General features: G+C 71.5%; 19 protein-coding genes and 1 pseudogene. 11 read left to right on the top strand and 9 right to left on the bottom strand.

The genetic code is table 11. From position 1 onward, the window contains the following. Position 1 precedes the first annotated feature (1 nt). Positions 2–430, bottom strand: a complete 429-nt coding sequence (locus E6G06_12110; GenBank protein ID TML90596.1) for a dUTP diphosphatase — start codon at positions 428–430, stop codon at positions 2–4. Positions 431–511: 81 nt separating this feature from the next. Here E6G06_12110 and E6G06_12105 point away from each other — a divergent pair, with 81 nt between their 5' ends. The 4 genes from E6G06_12105 (at position 512) to E6G06_12090 (ending at position 7689) form a co-directional block, all read left to right on the top strand. Next, positions 512–1090 carry an oligoribonuclease gene (locus E6G06_12105; GenBank protein TML90535.1) on the top strand — a complete coding sequence of 193 codons (579 nt, stop codon included), beginning with the start codon at positions 512–514 and terminating at the stop codon, positions 1088–1090. A 150-nt stretch (positions 1091–1240) separates the two neighbouring features. Continuing rightward, entirely contained in the window at positions 1241–2008 is a 768-nt protein-coding gene (locus E6G06_12100) for a glycerophosphodiester phosphodiesterase (protein ID TML90534.1), read from the top strand. A gap of 87 nt (positions 2009–2095) precedes the next feature. Continuing rightward, the gene (locus E6G06_12095) at positions 2096–4666 is read left to right on the top strand and encodes an ATP-dependent helicase (protein TML90533.1); all 2571 of its coding nucleotides are present in this window, start codon (positions 2096–2098) and stop codon (positions 4664–4666) included. After that, positions 4663–7689, top strand: coding sequence for an ATP-dependent helicase (locus E6G06_12090; protein ID TML90532.1), 3027 nt, complete (start codon positions 4663–4665; stop codon positions 7687–7689). The genes E6G06_12095 and E6G06_12090 overlap by 4 nt, the downstream gene beginning before the upstream one ends. Here the strand turns inward: E6G06_12090 and E6G06_12085 are convergent. Continuing rightward, positions 7677–9491 (bottom strand): hypothetical protein, encoded by a 1815-nt coding sequence (locus tag E6G06_12085; protein ID TML90531.1) that lies wholly within the window; start codon positions 9489–9491, stop codon positions 7677–7679. The two genes, E6G06_12090 and E6G06_12085, sit on opposite strands and share 13 nt — an antisense overlap. Next, complete coding sequence (locus tag E6G06_12080) at positions 9071–10123, bottom strand: aldo/keto reductase (GenBank protein TML90530.1); 1053 nt, start codon at positions 10121–10123, stop codon at positions 9071–9073. The genes E6G06_12085 and E6G06_12080 overlap by 421 nt, the downstream gene beginning before the upstream one ends. 58 nt (positions 10124–10181) lie before the next feature. Here E6G06_12080 and E6G06_12075 point away from each other — a divergent pair, with 58 nt between their 5' ends. Further along, entirely contained in the window at positions 10182–10562 is a 381-nt protein-coding gene (locus E6G06_12075; GenBank protein TML90529.1) for a hypothetical protein, read from the top strand. 2 nt (positions 10563–10564) lie between these two features. Beyond that, positions 10565–11458 (top strand): TIGR03619 family F420-dependent LLM class oxidoreductase, encoded by an 894-nt coding sequence (locus E6G06_12070; protein ID TML90528.1) that lies wholly within the window; start codon positions 10565–10567, stop codon positions 11456–11458. Here the strand turns inward: E6G06_12070 and E6G06_12065 are convergent. Together E6G06_12065 and E6G06_12060 are read right to left on the bottom strand one after the other, a co-directional pair. Continuing rightward, positions 11446–13344, bottom strand: coding sequence for a hypothetical protein (locus E6G06_12065; GenBank protein TML90527.1), 1899 nt, complete (start codon positions 13342–13344; stop codon positions 11446–11448). The two genes, E6G06_12070 and E6G06_12065, sit on opposite strands and share 13 nt — an antisense overlap. Further along, on the bottom strand, positions 13211–13732 hold the full coding sequence (locus E6G06_12060; protein TML90526.1) for an ATP-binding protein: 522 nt from the start codon (positions 13730–13732) through the stop codon (positions 13211–13213). Before E6G06_12060 ends, E6G06_12065 begins: the two co-directional genes overlap by 134 nt. Before the next feature lie 27 nt (positions 13733–13759). On the opposite strand from E6G06_12060, the pseudogene E6G06_12055 reads away from it, so the two are divergent. Then, positions 13760–15176, top strand: a pseudogene (locus E6G06_12055) (amidase). Between the two features lie 54 nt (positions 15177–15230). Here the strand turns inward: E6G06_12055 and E6G06_12050 are convergent. The 4 genes from E6G06_12050 to E6G06_12035 are packed head-to-tail and all read right to left on the bottom strand — an operon-like array spanning position 15231 to position 18556. Then, positions 15231–15869, bottom strand: coding sequence for an HAD family hydrolase (locus E6G06_12050; protein TML90595.1), 639 nt, complete (start codon positions 15867–15869; stop codon positions 15231–15233). Between the two features lies 1 nt (position 15870). Further along, positions 15871–16521, bottom strand: coding sequence for a glycerophosphodiester phosphodiesterase (locus tag E6G06_12045; GenBank protein TML90525.1), 651 nt, complete (start codon positions 16519–16521; stop codon positions 15871–15873). A gap of 33 nt (positions 16522–16554) precedes the next feature. Continuing rightward, positions 16555–17655 (bottom strand): hypothetical protein, encoded by a 1101-nt coding sequence (locus E6G06_12040; protein TML90524.1) that lies wholly within the window; start codon positions 17653–17655, stop codon positions 16555–16557. Between the two features lie 19 nt (positions 17656–17674). Then, positions 17675–18556: an alpha/beta hydrolase gene (locus E6G06_12035; GenBank protein TML90523.1), complete on the bottom strand. Its 882-nt coding sequence runs from the start codon at positions 18554–18556 to the stop codon at positions 17675–17677. Here E6G06_12035 and E6G06_12030 point away from each other — a divergent pair. From E6G06_12030 to E6G06_12015, 4 genes are all read left to right on the top strand, one after another. After that, on the top strand, positions 18474–19484 hold the full coding sequence (locus E6G06_12030; GenBank protein ID TML90522.1) for a TIGR03560 family F420-dependent LLM class oxidoreductase: 1011 nt from the start codon (positions 18474–18476) through the stop codon (positions 19482–19484). The genes E6G06_12035 and E6G06_12030 overlap by 83 nt on opposite strands. A gap of 40 nt (positions 19485–19524) precedes the next feature. Beyond that, positions 19525–20517 (top strand): hypothetical protein, encoded by a 993-nt coding sequence (locus E6G06_12025; protein TML90521.1) that lies wholly within the window; start codon positions 19525–19527, stop codon positions 20515–20517. Between the two features lie 58 nt (positions 20518–20575). After that, the gene (locus tag E6G06_12020; protein TML90520.1) at positions 20576–20974 is read left to right on the top strand and encodes a hypothetical protein; all 399 of its coding nucleotides are present in this window, start codon (positions 20576–20578) and stop codon (positions 20972–20974) included. A 52-nt stretch (positions 20975–21026) separates the two neighbouring features. Then, the coding region (locus E6G06_12015; protein ID TML90594.1) for a hypothetical protein at positions 21027–21451 on the top strand (425 nt) is incomplete at its 3' end.

Raw genomic sequence — 21451 nt, 5'->3', positions numbered from 1 at the left:
ATTACCGGCCGGTGTGGCCGAAACCACCGGTGCCCCGCTCCGACGAAGGTAGCTCGTCGACCGCCACGAAGCGGACGCGACTGACGGGTTGCACCACCAGCTGCGCGATGCGATCACCCCGCGCCACGTCGTACGGGTGCTCGGGATCGGTGTTCACGAGCAGCACTTTCAGCTCGTCTCGGTAACCCGAGTCGATGAGCCCGGGTGTGTTGAGGCACGTCACGCCGTGACGCAACGCCAGGCCACTGCGGGGCAGCACGAAGCCCGCGTAGCCGTCGGGAAGGGCGAGCGCGACGCCCGTCGGCACCAGCGCCCGACCCCCGCGAGGGGCCAGCGTCACCGGTTCGCGAGCCACGAGGTCCGCGCCCGCGTCACCAGCACGCGCGTACGAGGGCAGCGCCAGCTCGGGGTCGAGCCGCACGACCACCACCTCGGTCTCGACCACGTTGCGTGCTGTGTCGATTTGGTCCGCTTCCGTGCCGCCCACGAGCCGCACTCTACGATCGACCGCATGCTCGTGTGGATGGACCTCGAGATGACGGGCCTCGATCCCACCCACGATGTCATCGTCGAGATTGCCACGCTCGTCACCGACGACGACCTCGCAGTGGTGGCTGAGGGCCCCGACCTCGTCGTGCACCAGCCGCCCGAGATGCTCGCACGCATGGACGAGTTCGTCCGCACCATGCACCGCGCAAGCGGTCTCCTCACCGCCGTCGAAGCTTCGACCATCTCGCTCGACGAGGCGGGCCGGACCACGCTGGACTTCATCCGGTCGCACGTCCCCGAAGCGCGCACCGTGCCCCTGTGCGGCAACTCCATCGGCACCGACCGGCGGTTCCTCGCCGCCTATCTCCCCGAGATCGAGTCCCATCTGCACTACCGGTCGATCGACGTCTCGACGGTGAAGGAGCTCTGCCGCCGCTGGTATCCCGCGGCGTTCGCCGCCGCTCCGGAGAAGGCAGGCGGTCATCGCGCGCTCGACGACATCCGCGAGAGCGTGGCGGAATTGATGTACTACCGCTCGGCGGTCTTCCGCCCGCGTGAGGCCGGCGCGAGCACAGCGAGCGCGCCCGCCACCGACGCGTAATCGACGAGGACGGGCCCGGACCAAAGGGAAAAGTCGGAGTGACCGCACCGGTCCCCCGCCGTTGTGTTACGGGCCCGGTACTGACGTCACTCCCGCCTGCGGACCTACCCATGCGTCCGTGCCTCGAACCACCGGCAAGACTGGCGGCCCATGCCCCCGCGCTGGCGGTTCCTCGACCATCCCGGCCCCATTCCGTTTGCCCACCAGGGCGGCGCGAGCGACTTTCCCGAGAACACCATGCGCGCCTTCCAGCACGCGGTCGACCTCGGCTACCGCTACATCGAGACCGACGTTCATGCGACCCTCGACGGCATCCTCGTCGCGTTCCACGACGACACCCTCGACCGCGTCACCGATCGCCGCGGTGTCATCGGCGAGCTGCGCTGGGCGGACATCAGCCAGGCGCGCGTCGGTGACGGTGACGACCGAATTCCGCGCCTCGAAGACCTGTTGGGCACGTGGCCCGACGTGCGCGTGAACATCGACCCGAAGCACGACGCGTCGGTCACCCCGCTGGTCGAGGTCCTCACGCGTACGGTCGCGTTCGATCGGGTGTGCATCGGCGCCTTCTCGGGTCGTCGCCTCGCCCGCTTTCGCCGCCTCACGCAGAATCGGGTGTGCACCTCGATGGGCCCGACAGAGGTGGCCAGGCTCCGGGCGTCCAGCTACGGCGTGCCCGTCGGCCGCTTCGCCCCCGCGTGCGCGTGCGCACAGGTGCCGGCGCGCGCCGCCCGGATGCCCCTCGCCGACCGCCGCTTCGTCGACGCCGCCCACCGCCGGGACCTGCAGGTTCATGTCTGGACGATCAACGACGCCGACGAGATGGGGCGCCTGCTCGACCTCGGCGTCGACGGCATCATGACCGACCGTCCCGCGGTGCTGAAGGAGGTGCTCGAGCGGAGACAGGCCTGGGCGTAGCGACGGCCGGCGTGGGGTCGGGGCCCCGGCCGGGGGGAGCGCAGCGACCCGGAAGCACTGTCACGGGCCGCTTGTAAGGTCCCGACGATGGAGCTGACGGCCGCGCAACAGCAGGTGGTCGACCACCACGAGGGGCGGGTGTGCGTGCGCGGCGCAGCGGGCACGGGCAAGACGACCGCGCTGGCCTCCCGCTACGTGCGCCTCTCGCGGTCCACCGACGCGTCTCGACTCCTCGTCCTGTGCCGCAACCGCACCGCGGCGTTGTCCTTCCGCGATGCGGTGCTCCCCGACCTGGCGGGCGGCTTCGACGCGCTTCCGATCACCACGTACCACGGGGTGGCGCACGACCTCGTCGTCCGCGCCCGGGGCCCCGTGCGTCTCCTCGTCGGTGCGGAGCAGCGCGCCATCGTGCGCGAGCTGCTCGACGGCGAAGGCGCGGTGGAATGGCCGACGCTCCATCCCCTGCTCGGCCACGCCGCGTTCGTCGACGAGGTCACCCAGGCCGTGCTCGCCTACCAGGCCGCCCTCGCGACAGGCAACGCCGCGCTCGACGACCGGTGGGGTGAGCTCGCCGCGTTCACGGGCCGCTACCTCGACGTGCTCGACAGCCGCGGTTGCGTCGACGCGTCCGGCCTGCTCGTGCTGGCGCTGGGGTCGAGCCCGCTCGACCGCTTCGACCACGTGCTGGTCGACGACCACGAGGCGGGCCCGCCCGCGGTGGGCGGGCTGCTCGACCGGCTGACCGCCGAAGCCCGCAGCGTCTGCGTGACGGGTGCGCACATCGAGCAGCCCGACGTCGAGCTCACCCCGCCGTTCCGGCATCTCGATCGACCGACCGAGCTGGTGCGGTGCGGCCACCCGGCGGTCGAGCCCGAGGCGATCGCGCGTGAGCTCCTCGCGGCGCGCGCCGATGGCGTGGAGTGGGCCCGGATGGCTGTGCTGCTTCGGCGGCCGTCGAGCCGTGCTCCCGCCGTGGCCCGCGCGCTCGCCCGCCACCGCATCCCCGTCACGCCGGTGCCCGGCCTGGTCACCGAAGAGCCGGTGGTGCGCGCCATCATCGACATGCTGCGGTGGGTGAACGGCGACCCACAGGCGCTCGACCGGTTGCTCGTCTCCCCGCTGGCCGGGCTCGACGCCACGACCGTGCGCGAGATCCGGCGCCGGGCGCGCACCGACGACGGTGGTCTCGACCTCGAGGCCCAGCCCGAGCTGAACGCGCTCGTCCACCTGCGCGACGACCTGGCCGCGAGGGCCGACCGCGACGATCCCGCCGCGCTCGCCTACGAGGTCTGGCGGCGCGCCCTCATCCCCGTGATCGCACACGACGGCACGGACAGCCCCGGCGACGACCGCGCCCTCGACGCGATCGTGGCCTTCCTCGACGGGCTGCGGCGCCACACCGAACGCAATCCGGGCGACCGGCTGCCGCAGTACGTCGCCATGCTCGACGCTCCCGCGGTCGAGCCCGACCCGTGGCGGGTCGTCGGCGGCGCCTCGCCCGACGCCGTGACGATCACGTCGGTCTCCGCCGCGGCCGGGCGCGAGTGGGACACCGTCGTCGTCGCCGGTTGCGTCGAGGGCGAGCTGCCTGCGGTCCACGGTCGCGTCGCCTTCTTCGACCGCGCCCGACTCGACGGCGCCGACGTGCCGTCGGTTGCGGAACGACGCCGGCGCTCGCTCGCCGACGAACGCCGGCTCTTCGAGGAGGTGGCGTGCACCCGCGCCACCCGCCGGTTGGTGGGGACCGCGGCGCCGGAGCCCGGCGTGCTGCTCAGCCGCTTCGTCGACGGGTGGCCGGTCCGCCCGCCCGACCTGCCGCTCGCACCCGGCCGCCCTCCGTTCGCTCGGCCGCCGAGCGCGGGCGCGCAACCGATCTACGCCGACGGCCAGCTCCGCCTCTCCGCCAGCCGCCTCGACACCTACGACGACTGTCCGCTGCGATACGCCTATGAATACGTTCTGCACGTGCGCCGCGAGGCCGGCGTGCAGGCCGCGCTGGGCACGGTCTTCCACGAGCTGCTGGCCGAGTTCCTCGATCCGGCACGGACCGCACCCCGCTCATACGAGGCGCTGATCGCGCTGGCCCAGGAGCGATGGCGCGACGACATCGCGCGCTACCGGCCGCAGGCCGAAGAGGCCCGCCGCGATTACTACGACATGCTCGAGACGTGGTGGGAGGCCGAGGGCAAGCTGATCGAGCAGGGGCTCGGGCCCGAAGTCCTCGACGTCGAGCGGAGGTTCAGCATCGAGGTGGGGCCGCACACGGTGAACGGCGCCATCGACCGCATCGACCGGGCCGACGACGGCACCGGCATCCGGATCGTGGATTACAAGACGGGCAAGAAAGAGCCGTCCGCCGACGACATGGCCGACAACCTCCAGCTCGCCGTCTACCATCTGGCCGCGGCGCGCGATGAGGAGCTCATGGCGCTCGGACCGGCCACCCAGCTGCGCCTGCTCTACCCGCGCACGATGAAGGCCTACGACCAGGAGATCGTTGCGGGCCACGCCGAGGCCACCGAAGCCCGCATCCTGGCGACGGCCGAGCACATCCTCGACGAGGAGTTCGAGCCCTCCGTGCACGCGAACTGCCGCTACTGCTCGTTCCACCGTCTCTGCCCCCTTCAGCGCGAGGGCCGGGAGGTGGGTGACGCATGAGCTTCGTCGCCACCGACGAGCAGCAGAAGGCGATCGACCATCCGCTCACGCCCCTGCGTATGGTCGCCGGCGCGGGCACGGGCAAGACGTCGGTCATCGCCCGGCGCATCCTCGACGTGGTACAGGGTGGGCGCGCAGCCGACCACGAGATGCTCGGGCTCACGTTCACCAACAAGGCCGCGCTCAACCTCAAGGAGAAGGTGCGCGAGGCGCTCGGCCCCAACAGCGACGTCACCATCGCCACCTACCACTCGTTCGGCGCGTCGCTCGTCGCCGAGCATGCCCTCGAGCTCGGGCTCGACCGCACCACCCAGGTGCTCAACCGGGCGCAGTCGTGGCAGCTGCTGTTCGCCGTCTTCGACGAGTTCCGCTTCCAGCGGCGTGCCACCATGGCTCCCCAGTTCATCCTCGACGACGCGCTGGCGCTGGCCTCGCGTTGTGCCGACTACCTCGTGCCGATCGGCGAGGTCATCGCCGACTGCAGGAAGGTGATGAGCGACGGTCGCTGGCGCATGGCCGCCCAGGCCGAGGCGCGGCTCGAGCTCTGCCAGGTGGTCGAGGCCTACGAGCGGCGCAAGCGTGAGCGCAACCTGATCGACTTCGGCGACCAGGTCGGGTTGGCGGTGAAGCTGCTCGACGAGCGGCCCGACCTCGCCGAGGGCCTGCGCGCCGAGCACCCCGTCGTGCTGCTCGACGAATACCAGGACACCAACTTCGCCCAGCGCCGGATGCTCCAGCTGATCTACCCGCCCGGGTCGGCGGTCACCGCGGTCGGCGACGACATGCAGTCGATCTACGCGTTCCGCGGCGCGCACCTCCTCAACCTCCAGCGCTTCGAGCAGCACTTCGCACCGGTCGAGACGCACCCGCTGCAGGTGACGTTCCGCTTCGGTCCCGAGCTCGTGCAACTGGCCAACCGCATCCAGGCGGAGGTGCCCGGTTCGCTGCCCAAGGTGCTCCGCGCCCGTGACGGCGCGCCGCCCACCACCATCGAGTGCTTCCTCGCATCCGACGACGCCGAGGAGGCCGACACCATCGCCGCCGACATCGCCGCGCGGGGCGGCCCGTGGCGCGACACGGCCATCCTGTGCCGCAAGCGCCGCCTCACCGGTGCCCTCGTTGCCGCGCTCGACGAGCACGGCGTGCCCGTCGACGTCGTGGGTGCCAGTGGTCTGCTCGACCGGCCCGAGGTGGTCGATCTGGTGGCGTGGCTCGAGTTGATGGCCGACCCGTCGGTGTCGGTCGCGCTGCTGCGCATCCTCGAGGGACCCCGCTACCGCATCGGCCGGCGCGACCTCGCGGCTCTGGCGCGCCACGTGCGCGCGATGCGCGACGCGGCTGGCGACGACGCGACCGATGATCTCGTCCTCGCCGACGCCATCCGCGAGCTCGACTCGATCGCCGACCTCTCCGATGCCGCACGTTCGCGTCTGCGGACGTTCGACGACGAGCGCGCCGCGCTGGCCGCCGCCGCCGGACGGCTGCCCGTGCTCGACCTGGCGGAGGCGATCATCCTGCGCACGGGGCTCTGGCAGGCCTCCGGCCGCCGCGGCCGCGAGAACCTGCTGCGCTTCCTCGACCTCGCGGGACGCTTCGCCCCGGTCGAGGGCGACCCCGGGCTGCCCGCCTTCCTCGAGTACCTGCAGCTCCTCGACGAGTCCGAGGAGGACGTCGCCGAGTTCCACGCGTCCGACGACGACGCGGTGAAGGTCATGACGATCCACCAGGCCAAGGGCCTCGAGTTCGCCACGGTCTACGTGCCCGGGCTGGCCGGGAGCGGGAGGTCGTGCATCTTCCCCGACAACCGCGCCGGTGACAACGCGCTGACCACCGCGGCCGCCCTCCCGTGGTGGCTGCGTGAGGACGAGGGCGACATCCCCGATTGGCGCACGGTGTCGGCCGAGCGCGAGATCAGCGACGTGCTCCGGGCCCGCAAGCTGGCCGAGGAGTGGCGCCTGTTCTACGTGGCCTGCACGCGCGCCGAACGGCGCCTCATCTGCTCGGCCGCCCACTGGTACCCCGGCCCGGCCGAGCCCCAGGGCCCGTCGCGTTTCTACGAGTTCGTGGCCGCCCAGCGCGATCTCGTCACCGAGCGCTTCCGTCACGAACCGCCAGAGGTCGACCCCGAGGTGGCGGCCCGCGAAAGACAGGGAGCCGCGCATGCGCGTCACTACGCTCGGCCGGTGACGTCCGACCCGCTCCAGCTGTCGCTCGACGACACGGTGCTGGCGTCGACCGCTGCGTCGATGGCGCGGCGCGCCCCCTCCGCACTCTCCGTCACCGCACTCGTCTCTTACCGGCGCTGCCCGAAGCAGTTCTACTGGTCGGTCGTGCGGCCGCTCCCGCGTCGCGCCTCGCAGGCGGCACTCCTCGGCACCGAGGTCCACCGCTGGATCGAGCTGCGGTCGGGACGGCAGCTCGCGCTGATCGAGCCCGAGGACGAGCTCGACGGGTCACCGTCCGGCGTGTCGACGTCCAGTGTGTCGACGTCCGACACGGCATCTCCCGCGGCGTCACCGGCCGCCAAGCTGAAGGAGTCGTTCCTCGCGTCGCCCTTCGCGGGTCTCGACCCGCGGCGGGTCGAGGCGCCGTTCGTGCTCGCGCGGTCGCCCTTCTTCGTCCGGGGGCGCATCGACGCGGTGTACATGCGCGACGGCCGCAACGAGCTGGTGGACTTCAAGACCGGGCGCGCACCCGCAGAAGGCGACCCCGCCGCCGCGTTGCAGCTCGACCTCTACGCCATCGCCGCGGTCGACACGTGGCGCGACGATCCCTCGAGCCTGCGCACGACCTACTGCTACCTCCGCACCGACGGCGCCGCCGAGTTGGTGAGCCGCGACTGGAGCGCAGCGGTTCTCGCACGGGCGCGCGACGAGCTCTCCGTCCTGCTCGATCGCCTCGAACGCCTTGTCTTCGACGTCAACCCGGGTGCGTGGTGCGCGCGCTGCGACTTCGTCGACGTGTGCCCCGCGGGTCAGGCCGTGGTTCGTGACCAGCGGGCTGAAGGGGATCAGCCCGAATAGGTCCAGTCGGGTCGCTTGTCGGCGTGGCGCTCGTCGTAGCGTGCGGTGCCGTCGACGATGTCGAGGAGCTTGGGGACGACGACCCGGCCCGGGCGCGGGCAGAGCCGGCCCTCGAGGTGCTCGGTGAACTCCTCCGGGAACGAACGCAGCAGGCTGCTCACGACCGCCTGCTCCTGCACCGGCAGGTAGCAACGGTTGCCGTCGGTGACCGTCTTGAGGCGCGCGCCGATGGTGTCGACGTCGCGCACGGTGCCCCTGCCGGTCTCGACCTTCTCGAGCAGCGTGGTGATCACGCCCGACCCGAGCTTGCACGCCGGACACTGGTTGCACGACTCGACGTAGAGGAAGCGCGAGTACGCACGTGCGACCTCGACCATGCACGCCTGGTCGTCGAACACCGCGAACCCCGCAGCGCCGAGGCCGGAGCCGGCCGCGGCCATGCCCTCGTACGACACCGGCACGTCGAGTTGGTCGGGCGCGGTCACCACCGGGTTGGCGATGCCCGAGAGCACCGCCTTCACCTGCCGGCCCGCGCGCGTGCCCCCGCCCACCTCGTCGATCACGTCGCGCAACGGTGTGCCGAGCTCGACCTCGGCGACTCCGGAGCGGGCGACGTCGCCGACGACGGTGACGAGAACATGCCCGGCCGACTCGTCGGTGCCCATCGACCGGAACCACTCGGCGCCCCGCGCGAGCACGTGCGGGACGTTGGCCAGCGTCTCGACGTTGTTCACCAGCGTGGGGTTCGATTGGTGCGCGCCCGTGTGCCCCGGCTCCTGCTCGTGCGCCTCCCAACCCGACTGCGGCGCGGTCGCGAACAGGCCGTGCTCATAGGGCGGGAACAGCCGCGGCAGCGGGTCGCGGCCCTCGATCACCTCGAGCAGAGCCTTCTCCTCGCCGAACAGATACTCCTCGGGCCCGGCAACGATCGTGATGGGAACGGTGCCGGCGAGCCCCGCCTTCTGCATCTCTTCGACGGCTTGGGTGACGCGCTCGTTCTCGGGCCCGAACGACGCCTTGAGCGCGATGAACGCCTCGCGCGCGCCGACCGTGACCGCCGCGATCGCGACGCCCTCGACGATCGCGTACGGGTTTGCGCGCATGAGGGCACGGTCCTTGAACGTGGCGGGCTCACCCTCGGCGCCGTTGGCGACGACGAAGCGATGGGTGCCCGTGGCGTTCAGGATCGTCGTCCACTTGCGCCCGGTCGGGAAGCCGCCACCCCCGCGGCCCCGGAGCCCGGACAGGGTGAGCTCCTTCACGGTTTGCGCGGGCCCGAGCCGAGCCGCCTGGTCGAGGCCGGACCCACCGCCGATGGCGCGGTAGGCGTCGACCGAGGTGACTGGTGTCGGTGGGAGCAGGAAGGGCGCCGAGGGCACCGTCACGTCGGTCCGGCGTCGGAGAAGGGTCTCCGCCGCTGCGACGCGTCGGCCAGAGCGGGTGGCGTCCAGCCGGCGTCCGCCGGGTTGACGGTGGTGCCGGGCGGCACGAGCGCGTCGATACGGTCGAGCGTGTCCGCGTCGAGGTGCGTGTCCTGGCCGGCGAGCAGGTCGGTGAGGTGGTCCATCGTGCGGGGGCCGATGATGGCGCTGGTGACGGCCGGGTGATGAGTGACCCAGGCGTTGGCCAGATGGGTCAGCGAGCAGCCGGCGTCGGACGCCAGCTTGAGCAGCTCCTCCACCAGGTCGAGCTTGCGCCGGTTCTCGGGCGACTGTTGGTCGTAGCGCGCGGGCAGGCGCATGCGTGTGGCCCGCGACCCCTCGGGCAACGGCTCGTCGCGGCGGTACTTGCCGGTCAGCCATCCACCGGCCAGCGGGCTCCAGACGATCACGCCCATGCGGTAGCGCGCGCACGTCGGCAGCACGCCCGCCTCCACGCCCCGGGCGAAGATCGAATACGGCGGCTGCTCGCAGACGAAGCGCTCACGGCCGCGTCGCTCCGCCACCCACTGCGCCTCGACGATGTCCTCTGGCGGGAACGTGGACGATCCGATGTAGCGCACCTTGCCCTGGTGGACCAGATCGCTGAGCGCGGCGAGCGTCTCGTCGACGTCGCACGTGGGATCGGGCCGGTGGACCTGGTAGAGGTCGATCCAGTCGGTGCCGAGGCGCCGGAGGCTGTCCTCGACGGCGCGGACGATCCAGCGGCGGGAGTTGCCGCGCGCGTTGCGATCGGATCCCATCGGCGCATGGAACTTGGTGGCCAAGATCACGTCGTCGCGGCGTCCGGCGAGCGCCTTGGCGACGACCTCCTCGGACTCGCCCGCCGAGTAGACGTCGGCGGTGTCGACGAAGTTCACCCCTGCGTCCAGCGCGGTGTGGACGATGCGAACGCACTCGTCGTGGTCGGGGTTGCCCCAGGCCCCGAACATCATCGCTCCGAGACAGAGCTTGCTGACCTGGATGCCGGTGCTGCCGAGCGTGCGGTAGTCCATGGGCTCAGTTTCTAGCCCGACCGGCGCCTCTACCCCACCCAGGCCGTAGTCTGCCGGGATGTTCACCGCCAACCCATCCCGGGCGGCGCGGCCGATCGGGCCCGCGGCGCTGATCTCGGTGCTCGTGGCGGTCGTCGCGCTCGCCGCTTGTGGCTCGTCGACGGTTGCTCGGCGCGTGACGTTCGTCGAGACGAACGGGCAGCCCCGCTTCGACGCGGCGGCGATCACCGTCACTAAAGGCGACACGCTGAAGCTCACGGTCGGCAACCGCACCGGCACCCTTCAGGACTTCACCGTCGACGACCTCGGCATCGACCGCACTGTCGAGCCCGACCAGAACGTCACCGTGGAGATCGATGCCAAGCGATCGGGTACCTACCGCGTGTACTCCAAGAGCGACCAGAGCCTCGACCCGCTCACGATCGTCGTCCCGTCCTGAGCATGGAGTTCGGACTGCACCTCCCAAACGCGGGTTCCTTCGCCAACGGGCCCGACATCGTGCGCACCGCTCAGCGCGCCGAGGAGCTGGGCTTCCACTCCGTCTGGCTCTTCGACCATCTGTTCACACCGTCGAAGCTCGAGTCGAAGTACCCCTACTCGCCCGACGGCAGCTACCCGATGCTGCCCGAGCTCCCCTTCTTCGACCCGGTTGCCGTGATGGGTGTCGTCGCCGGCGCGACAGAACGCATCCGCTTCGGCACCCGCGTTCTCATCCCGACCTACCGGCACCCGGTGGTGCTCGCCAAGGAGCTGGCCACGATCGACGCCATGGCGGGCGGGCGCATGATCTTGGGCGTCGGCGCGGGTTGGATGGCCGAGGAGTTCGAAGCGGTCGACGTCGGCATGGACGATCGCTTCAGTCGCATGGACGAGCACGTGGCGCTGATGCGCGCCGCCTGGCAGCAGGGGGTGTCGGAGCACCACGGGCGTTTCTACTCGCACGTGAAGGCCGGGTTCGGTCCGCAGCCGCCGGGTGAGGGCAACACGATCCCGCTCATCGTCGGAGGTCACGGCGATGCCGCGCTGCGACGTGCCGCGCGCTACGGCGACGGCTGGGCGGTGTCGGCCGCGGGGCCCGACGTCGCGGCGAGAGGCATGACGGTCGCGCTGCGCGACCGCCTCGACACCTTGTCGGGTCTGTGCGACGCGGCGGGCCGCGCGATCGACGACCTCCTGCTCGTCAGCCAGGCGTTCCTCGGCGAGTCGGTCGAGACGCTCAGGGGCCAGGCCGACCTCGGCATCGACGTCATCGACCTCATCTCGTTCGGGATGGTGGACGACGTGCTCGACCAGGCCGCCCGCTTCATGGACGAGGTGGCGCCTCAGTTCGCCTGAGACGCCTCGACCGGCCCGTAGCGGATGATCGGCTCGAAGAGGTCGAGCACCGTGCGGTCGTCGTCGACGATGCCGCGCACCGGACGGGCGGAGAGCCGGCGCCGGGTGAAGCGACGGGTCACCACCGCCTTGCGGGCGTCGCCGTCGCGCAGGAGTGACCAGGCCGCCTCGTCGAGCAGCAACGCCCCCTCGGCCAGGTCGGCCAGGAGGTAGGCGAAGCGACGGGCGTGCAGCAGCTGGAGGTCGTCGGACGCGCCCTCGAGGTACGCGATCGCTTCACGCGCCTCCTTCAGCGAGGCGGCCACCGCGTCGGCCGCCTCGGCCAGCGCGGCGTGGCCGGGTGCGGTGTCGAGCGCCCGCTCGACGCGCGCGAGCAGTGCCTCGTGCGCGCCCTCGGAACGCATGGCGCGGCGCACGTCGAGGCAGAGGATGTTCTCGGTGCCCTCCCAGATGGTGTGGCACTGCGCGTCGCGCAGCTGCCGGGCCATCGGCCAGTCCTCCATGTAGCCGTTGCCACCGAACACCTCGAGCGCGGTGCTCGCCGCGCCGATGGCCTCGCGCGTCGCACGCATCTTCGCCAGCGGGATGAGGATGCGCCGCAGCATGCGGCCCTCGTCTGCGTCGACGGCCGTACGGCTGGCGGCGGCGCACTCGAACGTGATCGCCGACCCGGCCTCGAGATCGACGAGGAGGTCGACGAGCGTCTCGCGCACGAGCGGGTACGAGTCGATGCGGCGACCCCATTGCTCGCGATGCGCTGCGTAGATGGCCGCTTCGAGGAACGACCGGCGATGGATGCCGAGTCCCATCAGCGCGACACCGAAGCGACTGCCGTTGACCATCTCCATCATGCGGTTGAGCCCACGACCGTCGCGCGCCGCGTCGCCGGTGGCGCTCTGACGGGGCGAGCCCGCCAGCCAGGCGCGCGCTCCGTCGAGCGAGACCTCGGCCGTCGGCACCCCGACCGTGCCCAGCTTCGGCTTCAGCCGTTTGATGTGGAACCCGTTGGGCGCGCCCTCGGGCGTGTGGCGGGGGACGATGAACGTGGCGAGCCCCCTGCCGCCGGGCGGCGCCCCCTCCGGCCGGGCGAGCACGATGAAGACGTCGGCGTCGACGTTGGAGCAGAAGTGCTTCTCGCCGTGGAGCAGCCACTCGTCGCCGTCCTGCACGGCGCGGGTGGTGTTGGCCCCGACATCGCTGCCGCCCTGGCGCTCGGTGAGGAACATGCCGCCCTCCCACGCCCGGTCGGGATCGGCGCTCGTCAGGCGATCGAGGATGTCGGCGCGCACCGCGTCGGGAGCGTGGCGCTCGACCACGTCGGCCGCACCCGACGTCATGCCCAACCCGCAGTAGGCGGCGGTCTCCGCCTGGCACACGAGGTAGGCGAGCGCCGCCGTCACGACCGCGGGCACGGGCCGGCCGGCCAGCCGCTCGAGCCCGGTGAAGCCGTGGCGAACCAGGTCGGCCTTGTTGTCCGTCCAGCTCGGATGGTGGACGACCTCGGCGACCTCGCGACCCCATTCGTCGTAACGGCGCAGGATCGGGCCGTGCTTGTCGGTGATCTCCGCGCGCGCGGCGAGCGTGCCGCCCACGAGCGCGCCGTATGCGGCCACGTGCGTTTCGGCGAAGGCGCGGTCGGTCGGGTCGGACAGCAGGCGGTCGAGGGTCGCCCGCAGGTTGGGGTCGACCTCGTACCAGTCGAGGCCCGCGGCCTGGTCGTAGCTGGCGTAGTCGGGCAGCACCGGTTCGACGTTACCGCTTGTCGGTCTCGACGTACGCCAGCGCGAGCGCCACGCATTCGTCGAGCGGAGCCGTCGTGTCGAGCGTGAGGTAGTCGCCGCCGGGCTCCTCCATCTCCGCCGCGACCCGTCGCACGACGTCCGCATCGCGGTTGCCCGCGGGATGACGGGCGTCGGCCGCGACCCGCGAGATGGCCACCTCGAGCGGGACGTCGCACACGATGACCGCGACCCCGACTCCGACGTCGTCGCCCAGTCCGGCGACCGCGCCGAGGTACTGCCGGCGGGCGAAGGTCATGCCGTCGAAGATCACCGTGCGGCCGCGGCCGAGGTGGTAGCGGGCGGCGTCGAGCATGGCCGAGACCGAGACCTGGCTCTCGGTGGCCGTGTGGTCGCAGGGCCCGAAGAGCGCGTCGCGAACGACGTCCTTGTCGAGCACGCGGGCGTCGGCGAGCCGCGACGCGAGCGCTCGGGCCAGCGTGCTCTTGCCCGCCCCCGGCAGGCCGGCCAGGACGATCACTCCCGCGGGCGGCATGGCACAACCCTACGGTTCGCCCGTAGCGTGTCGGACATGAGCGACGACCTTGCCCGGCTCGATGCGACCGCCCAGGCGCAGTTGGTGCGCGACCGCGAGGTCACTGCGTCCGAGCTCGTCGACGCGACCATCACGCGCATCGAGAAGCTCAACCCCGAGATCAACGCGGTGATCCACCCGCTCTTCGACAAGGCGCGCGCGCAGGCAGCCGATCCCGCGCTCCCGGGTGGGCCCTTCCGCGGGGTCCCACTCCTCCTGAAGGACCTGATGTGTCACTCGGCGGGCGACCCGATGCACGAAGGCATGCGATTCCTTCGTGACGTCGCATGGGTCGAGCCTCACGACACGTACCTCGCCTCCAAGTTCCGCGCCGCGGGCTTCGTCTTCGTCGGAAAGACGAACACTCCCGAGCTCGGCATCCTGCCGACCACCGAGCCCCAGGTCTATGGGCCCACCCGCAATCCCTGGGACACCGATCGCTCCACCGGTGGTTCGAGCGGTGGCTCCGCCGCGGCGGTGGCGTCGGGCATGGTGGCGGTCGCCCATGCCAACGACGGCGGCGGCTCGATCCGCATTCCGGCCGGCGAGTGCGGGTTGGTGGGTCTGAAGCCGTCACGAGGTCGCGTGTCGCTGGGCCCCGAGTTCGGCGACGTCATGGCCGGTCTGGTCGCGGAGCTCGTCGTGACCCGCTCGGTGCGCGACACGGCTGCCGTGCTCCAGGCCGTCGCCGGCCCCATGCCGGGCGACCCGTACGCCGCCCCCACGCCGCGGCGCCCATTCACCGACGAGGTCGGCGCCGACCCGGGGAGGCTGCGGATCGGCGTGCTGACCGAGGCGCCGGGGGCGATGGTCGAGACCCACCCAGACTGTGTCGCGGCCGTCGAGGCGGCGGGGCGTCTGCTCGAATCGCTCGGCCACGGACTACATCGCGCAGTTCCTCACCAACTGGGCGAGCGGCATGGCATGGAACCTCGACTACTGGGCGCGGCGCACCGGCAGGCCCATCGGGCCCGACGACGTCGAGCCGCTCACGTGGGCATTGGCCGAGATGGGCCGCTCGTACTCGTCCGCCGACTACCTCACCAGTCGCGAATGGCTCCAGGCCAACGGGCGCGAGGTGGCGGCGTGGTGGGAGGGGGGCTTCGACATCCTGCTCACCCCCACCATCGCCGAGCCCCCGCCGCCGTTGGGGACGTTCGACTCACCGCCGGACAACCCGCTGCACGGCATCTTCCGGGCGGCATCGCTCGTGCCCTTCACGCCGCCGTTCAACGTCACCGGTCAGCCCGGCATCTCGCTGCCCCTGCACTGGAACGACGAAGGCCTGCCGATCGGCGTGCAGCTGGTGGCCGCCTACGGTCGCGAGGACCTGCTCATCCGCCTGGCCGCGCAACTCGAGGCCGCGCAGCCCTGGGCCGACCGCCGGCCGCCCGTCAGCGCCTGAGGAGCCCGCCCGCTCCGACCACACGAGAGTCAGGAACACGAGCGGTCGGCGCGCTCACGAGTCGAGGCCGCGGAGCGCCGGCGGCAGCTCGGCCAGCGAGTCGATGATGATGCGGGCCCGCTCCGCCCCGGGCCAGTCGCGTTGGATCAACGCCCAGGGACCGCGCCGGATGAAGACCGACAGCATGCCCGCGGTCGCCGCCGGCACCACGTCGTTGTCGACGCGATCGCCAACGTGGACGATCTCGGCGGGCGGACAGCCCATCGCGGTCGCAACCCGCGCGAAGAACGCGGGTGACGGCTTGCTCACGCCCCATCCGGCTGACGTCGCGACCAGGTCGACAGGAAGGTCCAGCTCCTTCAGCTGGCCCTCCGCTCGCGCCGGCTGGTTGCCGACGACACCGATCGCATAGCCGTCGGCGCGCAGCGCGTCCAGACAGGGACGCACGTCGGGGTACAGGTCGCGCGCGTCGAACCCCCCGACGATGCCGGCGGCCTTACGCACCGCGGCCTCGCGCTCGTAGTCGAACCCGAGCATGGCGAACACGTCGCGATGATCACGTCCCGAGCCGATGACGCTGCCCATCGCCACGAAGAAGGTGAAGGGTGACACGCCCAACCATTCCGCCCACGCCCGCCACAGTCGAGACTCGTCGATGAGCGTCTCACCCACGTCGAACACCACCACCCGCACATCAGACACCCGTCAGCACCCGGACCAGCACGTCGGGGACGTTGGTGCAGATGCCGTCCACGCCCATCTCCACCAGCGCCCGCATCCGGTCGGGATCGTCGACCGTCCACACGTTGACGGCCATGCCACGCGAATGGACGTGCTCGACCAGCTCGGGCGTCACCGCGAGGTCGTGCGGGTGGAGGACGCGGTGGCCGTGCATCAGCGCCGTCGCGGCCGCCTCCCGCGTGTCGATCCCCGGCAGCGTGAGGAGCGCCGTGGGAATGGCGTCGTCGACCGCCCGGACGCGGTCGACTGAAGCCAGGTCGAACGACGACACGAGCACTCGTGCTCGCCAGGCCCGCTCCCCCACCCGTTCGGCCACCCTCGCCGCCACCCATCGGTGTTCGTCGAAGTCGGGGTCGAGCGGCGAGCTCTTCACCTCGATGTTGACCACCATCCCGACGCAGGCGTCGACGGCCTCGTCGAGGGTCGGCAACCACGGCGGCAGCTGGTCGCGTCGCAACCCGACGATCGGTCCCACGCCGGTCAGCGATGCGTCGTGATGGACGACCAAGGCGCCGTCTCGTGTGCGACGCACGTCGAGCTCGACCATGTCGGCTCCGAGCCGCCGGGCCTCGACGAACGCCTCGACCGTGTTCTCGCGGCGCACCGCGGATGTGGGCGATGACGGCCGTCGTGGCGCTCACCGCCGGGCTCCGCGCCGGCGCCGACCCCACGAGGTGAACGCCGCCCGACGGACGGCCAACGAGCGGTCCGACGACCAGGGGGCGTAGGGCGCCATCGTGATGGAGGCGAGGGACAGCAGCACGATGTCGTAGTTCACCCGCCAGCCGGCGAAGTCGAGCCACGTCTCCTCGGTTGCCGGCCGCAGGTCGACGCCGGCGCGCATTACGCGCGCGTGCATCTCCTCGTACTCCTCGCGGCTCACCGAGATGGGGTCACCCCGCTTGGGATTCGGGTCGTACGGGACCTCGAAGAAGTCGGCGATGCGACGGAGCGCGATCGCGCCCGAGCGCACGCAGAGCTCCGCGTCGGGATGACGGTCGGGAAAGGTGGAGGCGACGAACGACGCGGTGTCGAGCATCGCGCCGGCCGCCGTTACCCACGAGCGGTCGTGCTGGGGCGAGCGGAAGAAGACCAGCGCGGGGAGCGAGGTGTGGGTCTCTTCGATGTCGACGAACCAGCTCTCCCACTGCGCCCACAGGTCGTGCAGGCGGTCGAGCCACTCGATGCGCGCGAAGCGCTCGATCAGCTCGGCCGCCGACGGGGGCGATCCGGCACGCACCTCGAGCAGCGCCACGACCTGCTCTCGCCGGCTGAAGGTCGAGTAGACCGACGGCAGGTAGGTGATGAGCAACGCCAGCAGGCTCAGCCCGAGGCCCGCCTCCGAGATCCCGAGCACGGTGGTCGGCAGGTCCGCGAACGGGGCGAAGCCCAGCGTGACGATCGACGACCCGCTGAGCCGGAAGGCGGCGCGCAACGAGTTGTTGCCGATGGCCCAGAACATGGCGGTGTAGCCGGCCAGCACGAGGATCAGCCACACGAAGGCCAGGCTCAACAGGCTCAACGGGGCGTAGAGGGCCATGACCCGGTCGCGCTCCTCGTAGGAGTCGACCCGTTTCGCCCAGAGGTTGAAGATCCGGCGGATGCCGACGAAGACCACGCGCGTGAGCAAGACCGGCGTGGCGCGCGGGACGACGACGGCGCGCACCGCCGCCGAGAGGGTGAACGCCACGAGCCCCGCGCCGAGCGCGAAGACGACGACGTCGAGCGCGACGACCATGCTCAGGCCGTCGAGTCGTTCAGACGGGCTCGCGTGTCGTCGCGACGAGCTCCACGATGGCGTCGACGATCGTGTCCCACGCCTCGCGCGGGAGATCGTGGCCCATGCCCGGGATCATGAGCAGGCGGGCGCCGGGCACGGCCGCGGCCGTCGCCTGCCCCCCGCTCGGCGTGATGAGCGGGTCGCCCTCACCGTGGACGACGAGGGTGGGCACGTGAAGCGCGCGTAGCGCGGGTGTGCGGTCGCCCGAGGCCATGATCGCCAGCAGCTGTCGTCCCACGCCGGCGGGGTGGAAGCACCGGTCGAAAGACCGGGCCGCGCGCTCGCGAGTGCCCTCCTCGTCGAACGGGAAGCCGGGCGAGGTGAGCACCCGGCTGCTGTCGACGCTGTGTTCGATGTAGCCCGCGCGGTCGAGCGGAGGCGGCTTGAGGAGCAGCGGGATGGCGGCGGGGTCGGGTTGCCCGACGTCGAGCGCGCCGGTTGTCGACATGATCGACGTCAGCGTCTGCACCTTGTCGGGGTGCCGGATTGCCAGGGTCTGGGCGATCATCCCACCCATCGAGGCGCCCACCACGTGGGCGGCGGCGATGCCGGTGGCGTCGAGCAGGCCCGCGGCATCGTCGGCCATGTCGTCGAGCGTGTAGGAGGCAGACGACGTGTCGCCGGTGAACGCGGCCAGCAGGTCGGGTTCCGGCCCCCCTTCGATCTTCGTCGAGAGACCCACGTCTCGGTTGTCGAAGCGGATGACGCGGAACCCATGAGAGGCGACGAGCGCACAGAACTCCTCGTCCCAGACGATCATCTGGCCACCCAGGCCCATGATGAGCAGCAGGGGCGGGTCATCGGCGTTGCCGAACTCCTCCCACTCGAGGTCGATCCCGTTGGCGTGTGCTCTCGGCATGGAGAGGGAGTCTACGGTTCAGCCCATGACTGTGTTCGGGGTGCACACCGGCCTGCAGCACACGACGACCGACGAGCTCATCGAGCTGTGGCGTCGCATCGAGGCGATGGGCTTCGACTGGATCTCGATCTGGGACCACTTCTACGCGGCCGACCTCACCGGCAGCCCCCACTGCCTCGAAGCGGTGGCCACGCACGCCGCACTGGCATGCACCACGGAGCGGGTCCGCTGCGGGTCCCTCGTCTACTCGGTGGGATATCGCCACCCCGCGGTGCTGGCCAACGCGATCGCCACCATCGATCAGCTCTCGGGCGGTCGCGCCGACCTCGGGCTCGGCGCGGGTTGGAGCCAGATCGAGTACGACGCCTACGGCATCGAGTTCCCGTCGACGCGAGTCCGGCTCGACCAGCTCGAGGAGGCAGCGGCGTGCGTGCGCAGCCTGCTGCGCGACGGGTCGACCACGTTCGCCGGCGAGCACTTCCGGATGACCGACGCGCAGTGCGACCCGCGGCCCGTGCAGGAAGCGCTCCCGATCTGGATCGGAGGAGGCGGCGAACGGCGCACGCTTCGCATCGCGGCGCGCTTCGCCGACGGGTGGAACGTGCCGTTCATCTCGCCCGAGGACTTCGCACGCAAACGCGCCGTCCTGCACCGCCATTGCGACGACGTGAACCGCGACCCTGCCGAGGTCCGCTGCGCAGCCAACGTGGGCCTGGCGTGGCGGGAGGAGGATTTCGAGGCACAGTTCGGCAACATGCGGATGATGGTGCGCCCCGGCGTCCTCACCGGCAGCGATGCGGAGGTCGCCGATCGAGTCGGCCAGTACGTCGACGCCGGTGCTGATCAGGTCAACGTGGCCATCCGTGCCCCGTTCGACGCAGACGGCCTCGCGCGGTTCACCTCGGCGGTGGGAATCGCGAGCGCTTGAACCCTGACTCGCGCCTCCCCGTCACGTACCTTGGGTGACGATGCCGTCATACTCGCCGGCGCCGGGGGGCGTCGGGCTGGTGCTCGGGGCGGGGGGCACCGTGGGCCTCGCCTATCACTGCGGGGTGCTGCATGCCCTCGCCCAGGTCGCCGGGGTCAAGGCCGACGAAGCCGAGCTCGTGGTCGGCACCAGCGCGGGGAGCGTCATCGGCGCCTACCTGCGCGCGGGCTGGACCACCGACGACATGTGGCAGTTCGCGCTGGGCACGCATCCGACGCTCGCGAGCATGGCGCCCGACGAGCTCGACGAGCGCCGGCACGCCATCTTCGTGCCGGCCTGGGCGACCCCCCGCGAGCTGGCGCGTCGCGGGGTGGGCTCGGCGTACGTCTTCGCCCGATCGGTCGTGCGCGGCCCGCAGATCCCCGTCCCTTCGGCGCTGCGTCACCGCTTCCCCGGCGGCCTCTTCGCCATGGTGGAGGGTGAGCGGCGCTTCGCCGACGAGCTGCCCGAGGACTGGCCCGAGCGGCCGCTGTGGCTGTGCGCGGTCGACATCTCGTCCGGTCGGCGCGTCGTGCTCGGGCGGGCGGGGTCGCCACCGGTCGGCCTGCGGGAGGCGGTGATGGCCTCGTGCGCGATCCCGGGCGTCTACAAGCCGGTCCGCCTCGGCACCATGACGTTGGTCGACGGTGGTGCACACTCGACCACCAACCTCGACCTCGCCTCCAAGGCGGGCTGCCGCCTCATCATCGGGATCGCGCCGATGGCGTTCGACCCTGACGCGCCACCCGATCGCCTGCGCCAGCTCACCCGCCGCACGTCCGCGCGCGCCCTCGCGGGCGAGGCCCGCGCCGCCCGGCGGCGAGGCGCCGACGTGCTGCTCGTGCGTCCGACCGGCGCCGAGCTGGCGCTCCACGGGACCAACCTCATGCGTGCCGACGCGGGCGAACAGATCGCGCGCGCCGCGTACGAGGTCACCGCCCGACTCCTCGGCACCGATCGTTTCCGGACGGCCCTCGACGACCACGAGCTCTGAGCCCGTCGGCCCCGCGGCCGGGGGCCCGGGCCGACGGCGCGGCCGTCGCGGCCCGGTCGTGTTCGCGGAGCTGCTCGTCCTGCTGGTGCTCGCCGGCGCGTGCACGGCCATCCTCGTCGTGAAGGTGCTCGCGCCGGTGAAGAGCCCGGCCGACGCCACCCGCGACTATCTCGAAGCGATCAAGACCGGCGACACATCCACCGCGTTCGATCTGCTGTGTCGCTCGAGCCGGAAGGGGCTCACGCGCGCGCAGTTCGCCGCGGGCGTCGCCGACGAGCGCCGGACCAACGGGGCCGTGATCCGGTCTCGGGTCGTCGCCACGTTCGTGGAGTCGGGCGGAACGGCCCGCGCCCGCTACACGCTCACGACGACCAAGCGCGTCGGCACCGTCGAGGCGCTGCTCCACAGGGAGGGCGGCGACTGGAGGCTCTGCGACTTCCGCGAGGTCTCTCCCTGAGAAGCGGTGCATGTGGGTCGCCGCCCCACGCCGGGCCGTTTAGCCTGGCGCGGTGGACCCGACGACCGCGTTCGTCGAGCTCGTCCAGGGCCCCGACGAGGCGATCCCTCTGGCGCGGGCGGCGTTGCTGATCGCGGCCCACGCGTACGCCGACCTCGACGTCGACCGCGAGCTGGCGGCGATCGACGAGCTGGCGGTCGGGTGCCCACCCGGCGACCTCGACGAGTGGCACGACCGCCTGTTCCGGGAGCTCGCGTTCACCGGCAACACCGTCGACTACCACGATCCGCGCAACTCCTTCCTCAACGACGTCGTGCGACGACGGCTGGGCATTCCGATCACGCTCGCCGTCGTCGGCATCGAGCTCGGGCACCGGCTCGGGCTCCACCTCACGGGCATCGGCATGCCCGGTCACTTCCTGCTGCACCACGAGGGTCTGCCGCCGGTGTTCATCGACCCCTTCGACGGCGACTACCT

It is taken from the genome of Actinomycetota bacterium, assembly GCA_005888325.1.
In the GTDB taxonomy this organism is placed as follows: domain Bacteria; phylum Actinomycetota; class Acidimicrobiia; order Acidimicrobiales; family AC-14; genus AC-14.
This window is presented reverse-complemented; position numbering and strand designations above follow the sequence as displayed.

Bases quoted from the DNA above. Each gene is read 5' to 3' on its own strand.
- E6G06_12105 (TML90535.1), top strand. From the start codon at position 512: ATGCTCGTGTGGATGGACCTCGAGATGACGGGCCTCGATCCCACCCAC.
- E6G06_12100 (TML90534.1), top strand. From the start codon at position 1,241: ATGCCCCCGCGCTGGCGGTTCCTCGACCATCCCGGCCCCATTCCGTTT.
- E6G06_12095 (TML90533.1), top strand. From the start codon at position 2,096: ATGGAGCTGACGGCCGCGCAACAGCAGGTGGTCGACCACCACGAGGGG.
- E6G06_12090 (TML90532.1), top strand. From the start codon at position 4,663: ATGAGCTTCGTCGCCACCGACGAGCAGCAGAAGGCGATCGACCATCCG.
- E6G06_12085 (TML90531.1), bottom strand. From the start codon at position 9,491: ATGGCTGACCGGCAAGTACCGCCGCGACGAGCCGTTGCCCGAGGGGTC.
- E6G06_12080 (TML90530.1), bottom strand. From the start codon at position 10,123: ATGGACTACCGCACGCTCGGCAGCACCGGCATCCAGGTCAGCAAGCTC.
- E6G06_12075 (TML90529.1), top strand. From the start codon at position 10,182: ATGTTCACCGCCAACCCATCCCGGGCGGCGCGGCCGATCGGGCCCGCG.
- E6G06_12070 (TML90528.1), top strand. From the start codon at position 10,565: ATGGAGTTCGGACTGCACCTCCCAAACGCGGGTTCCTTCGCCAACGGG.
- E6G06_12065 (TML90527.1), bottom strand. From the start codon at position 13,344: ATGCGGACGTCGTGCGACGGGTCGCGGCGGAGATGGAGGAGCCCGGCG.
- E6G06_12060 (TML90526.1), bottom strand. From the start codon at position 13,732: ATGCCGCCCGCGGGAGTGATCGTCCTGGCCGGCCTGCCGGGGGCGGGC.
- E6G06_12040 (TML90524.1), bottom strand. From the start codon at position 17,655: ATGGTCGTCGCGCTCGACGTCGTCGTCTTCGCGCTCGGCGCGGGGCTC.
- E6G06_12030 (TML90522.1), top strand. From the start codon at position 18,474: ATGATGAGCAGCAGGGGCGGGTCATCGGCGTTGCCGAACTCCTCCCAC.
- E6G06_12035 (TML90523.1), bottom strand. From the start codon at position 18,556: ATGCCGAGAGCACACGCCAACGGGATCGACCTCGAGTGGGAGGAGTTC.
- E6G06_12025 (TML90521.1), top strand. From the start codon at position 19,525: ATGCCGTCATACTCGCCGGCGCCGGGGGGCGTCGGGCTGGTGCTCGGG.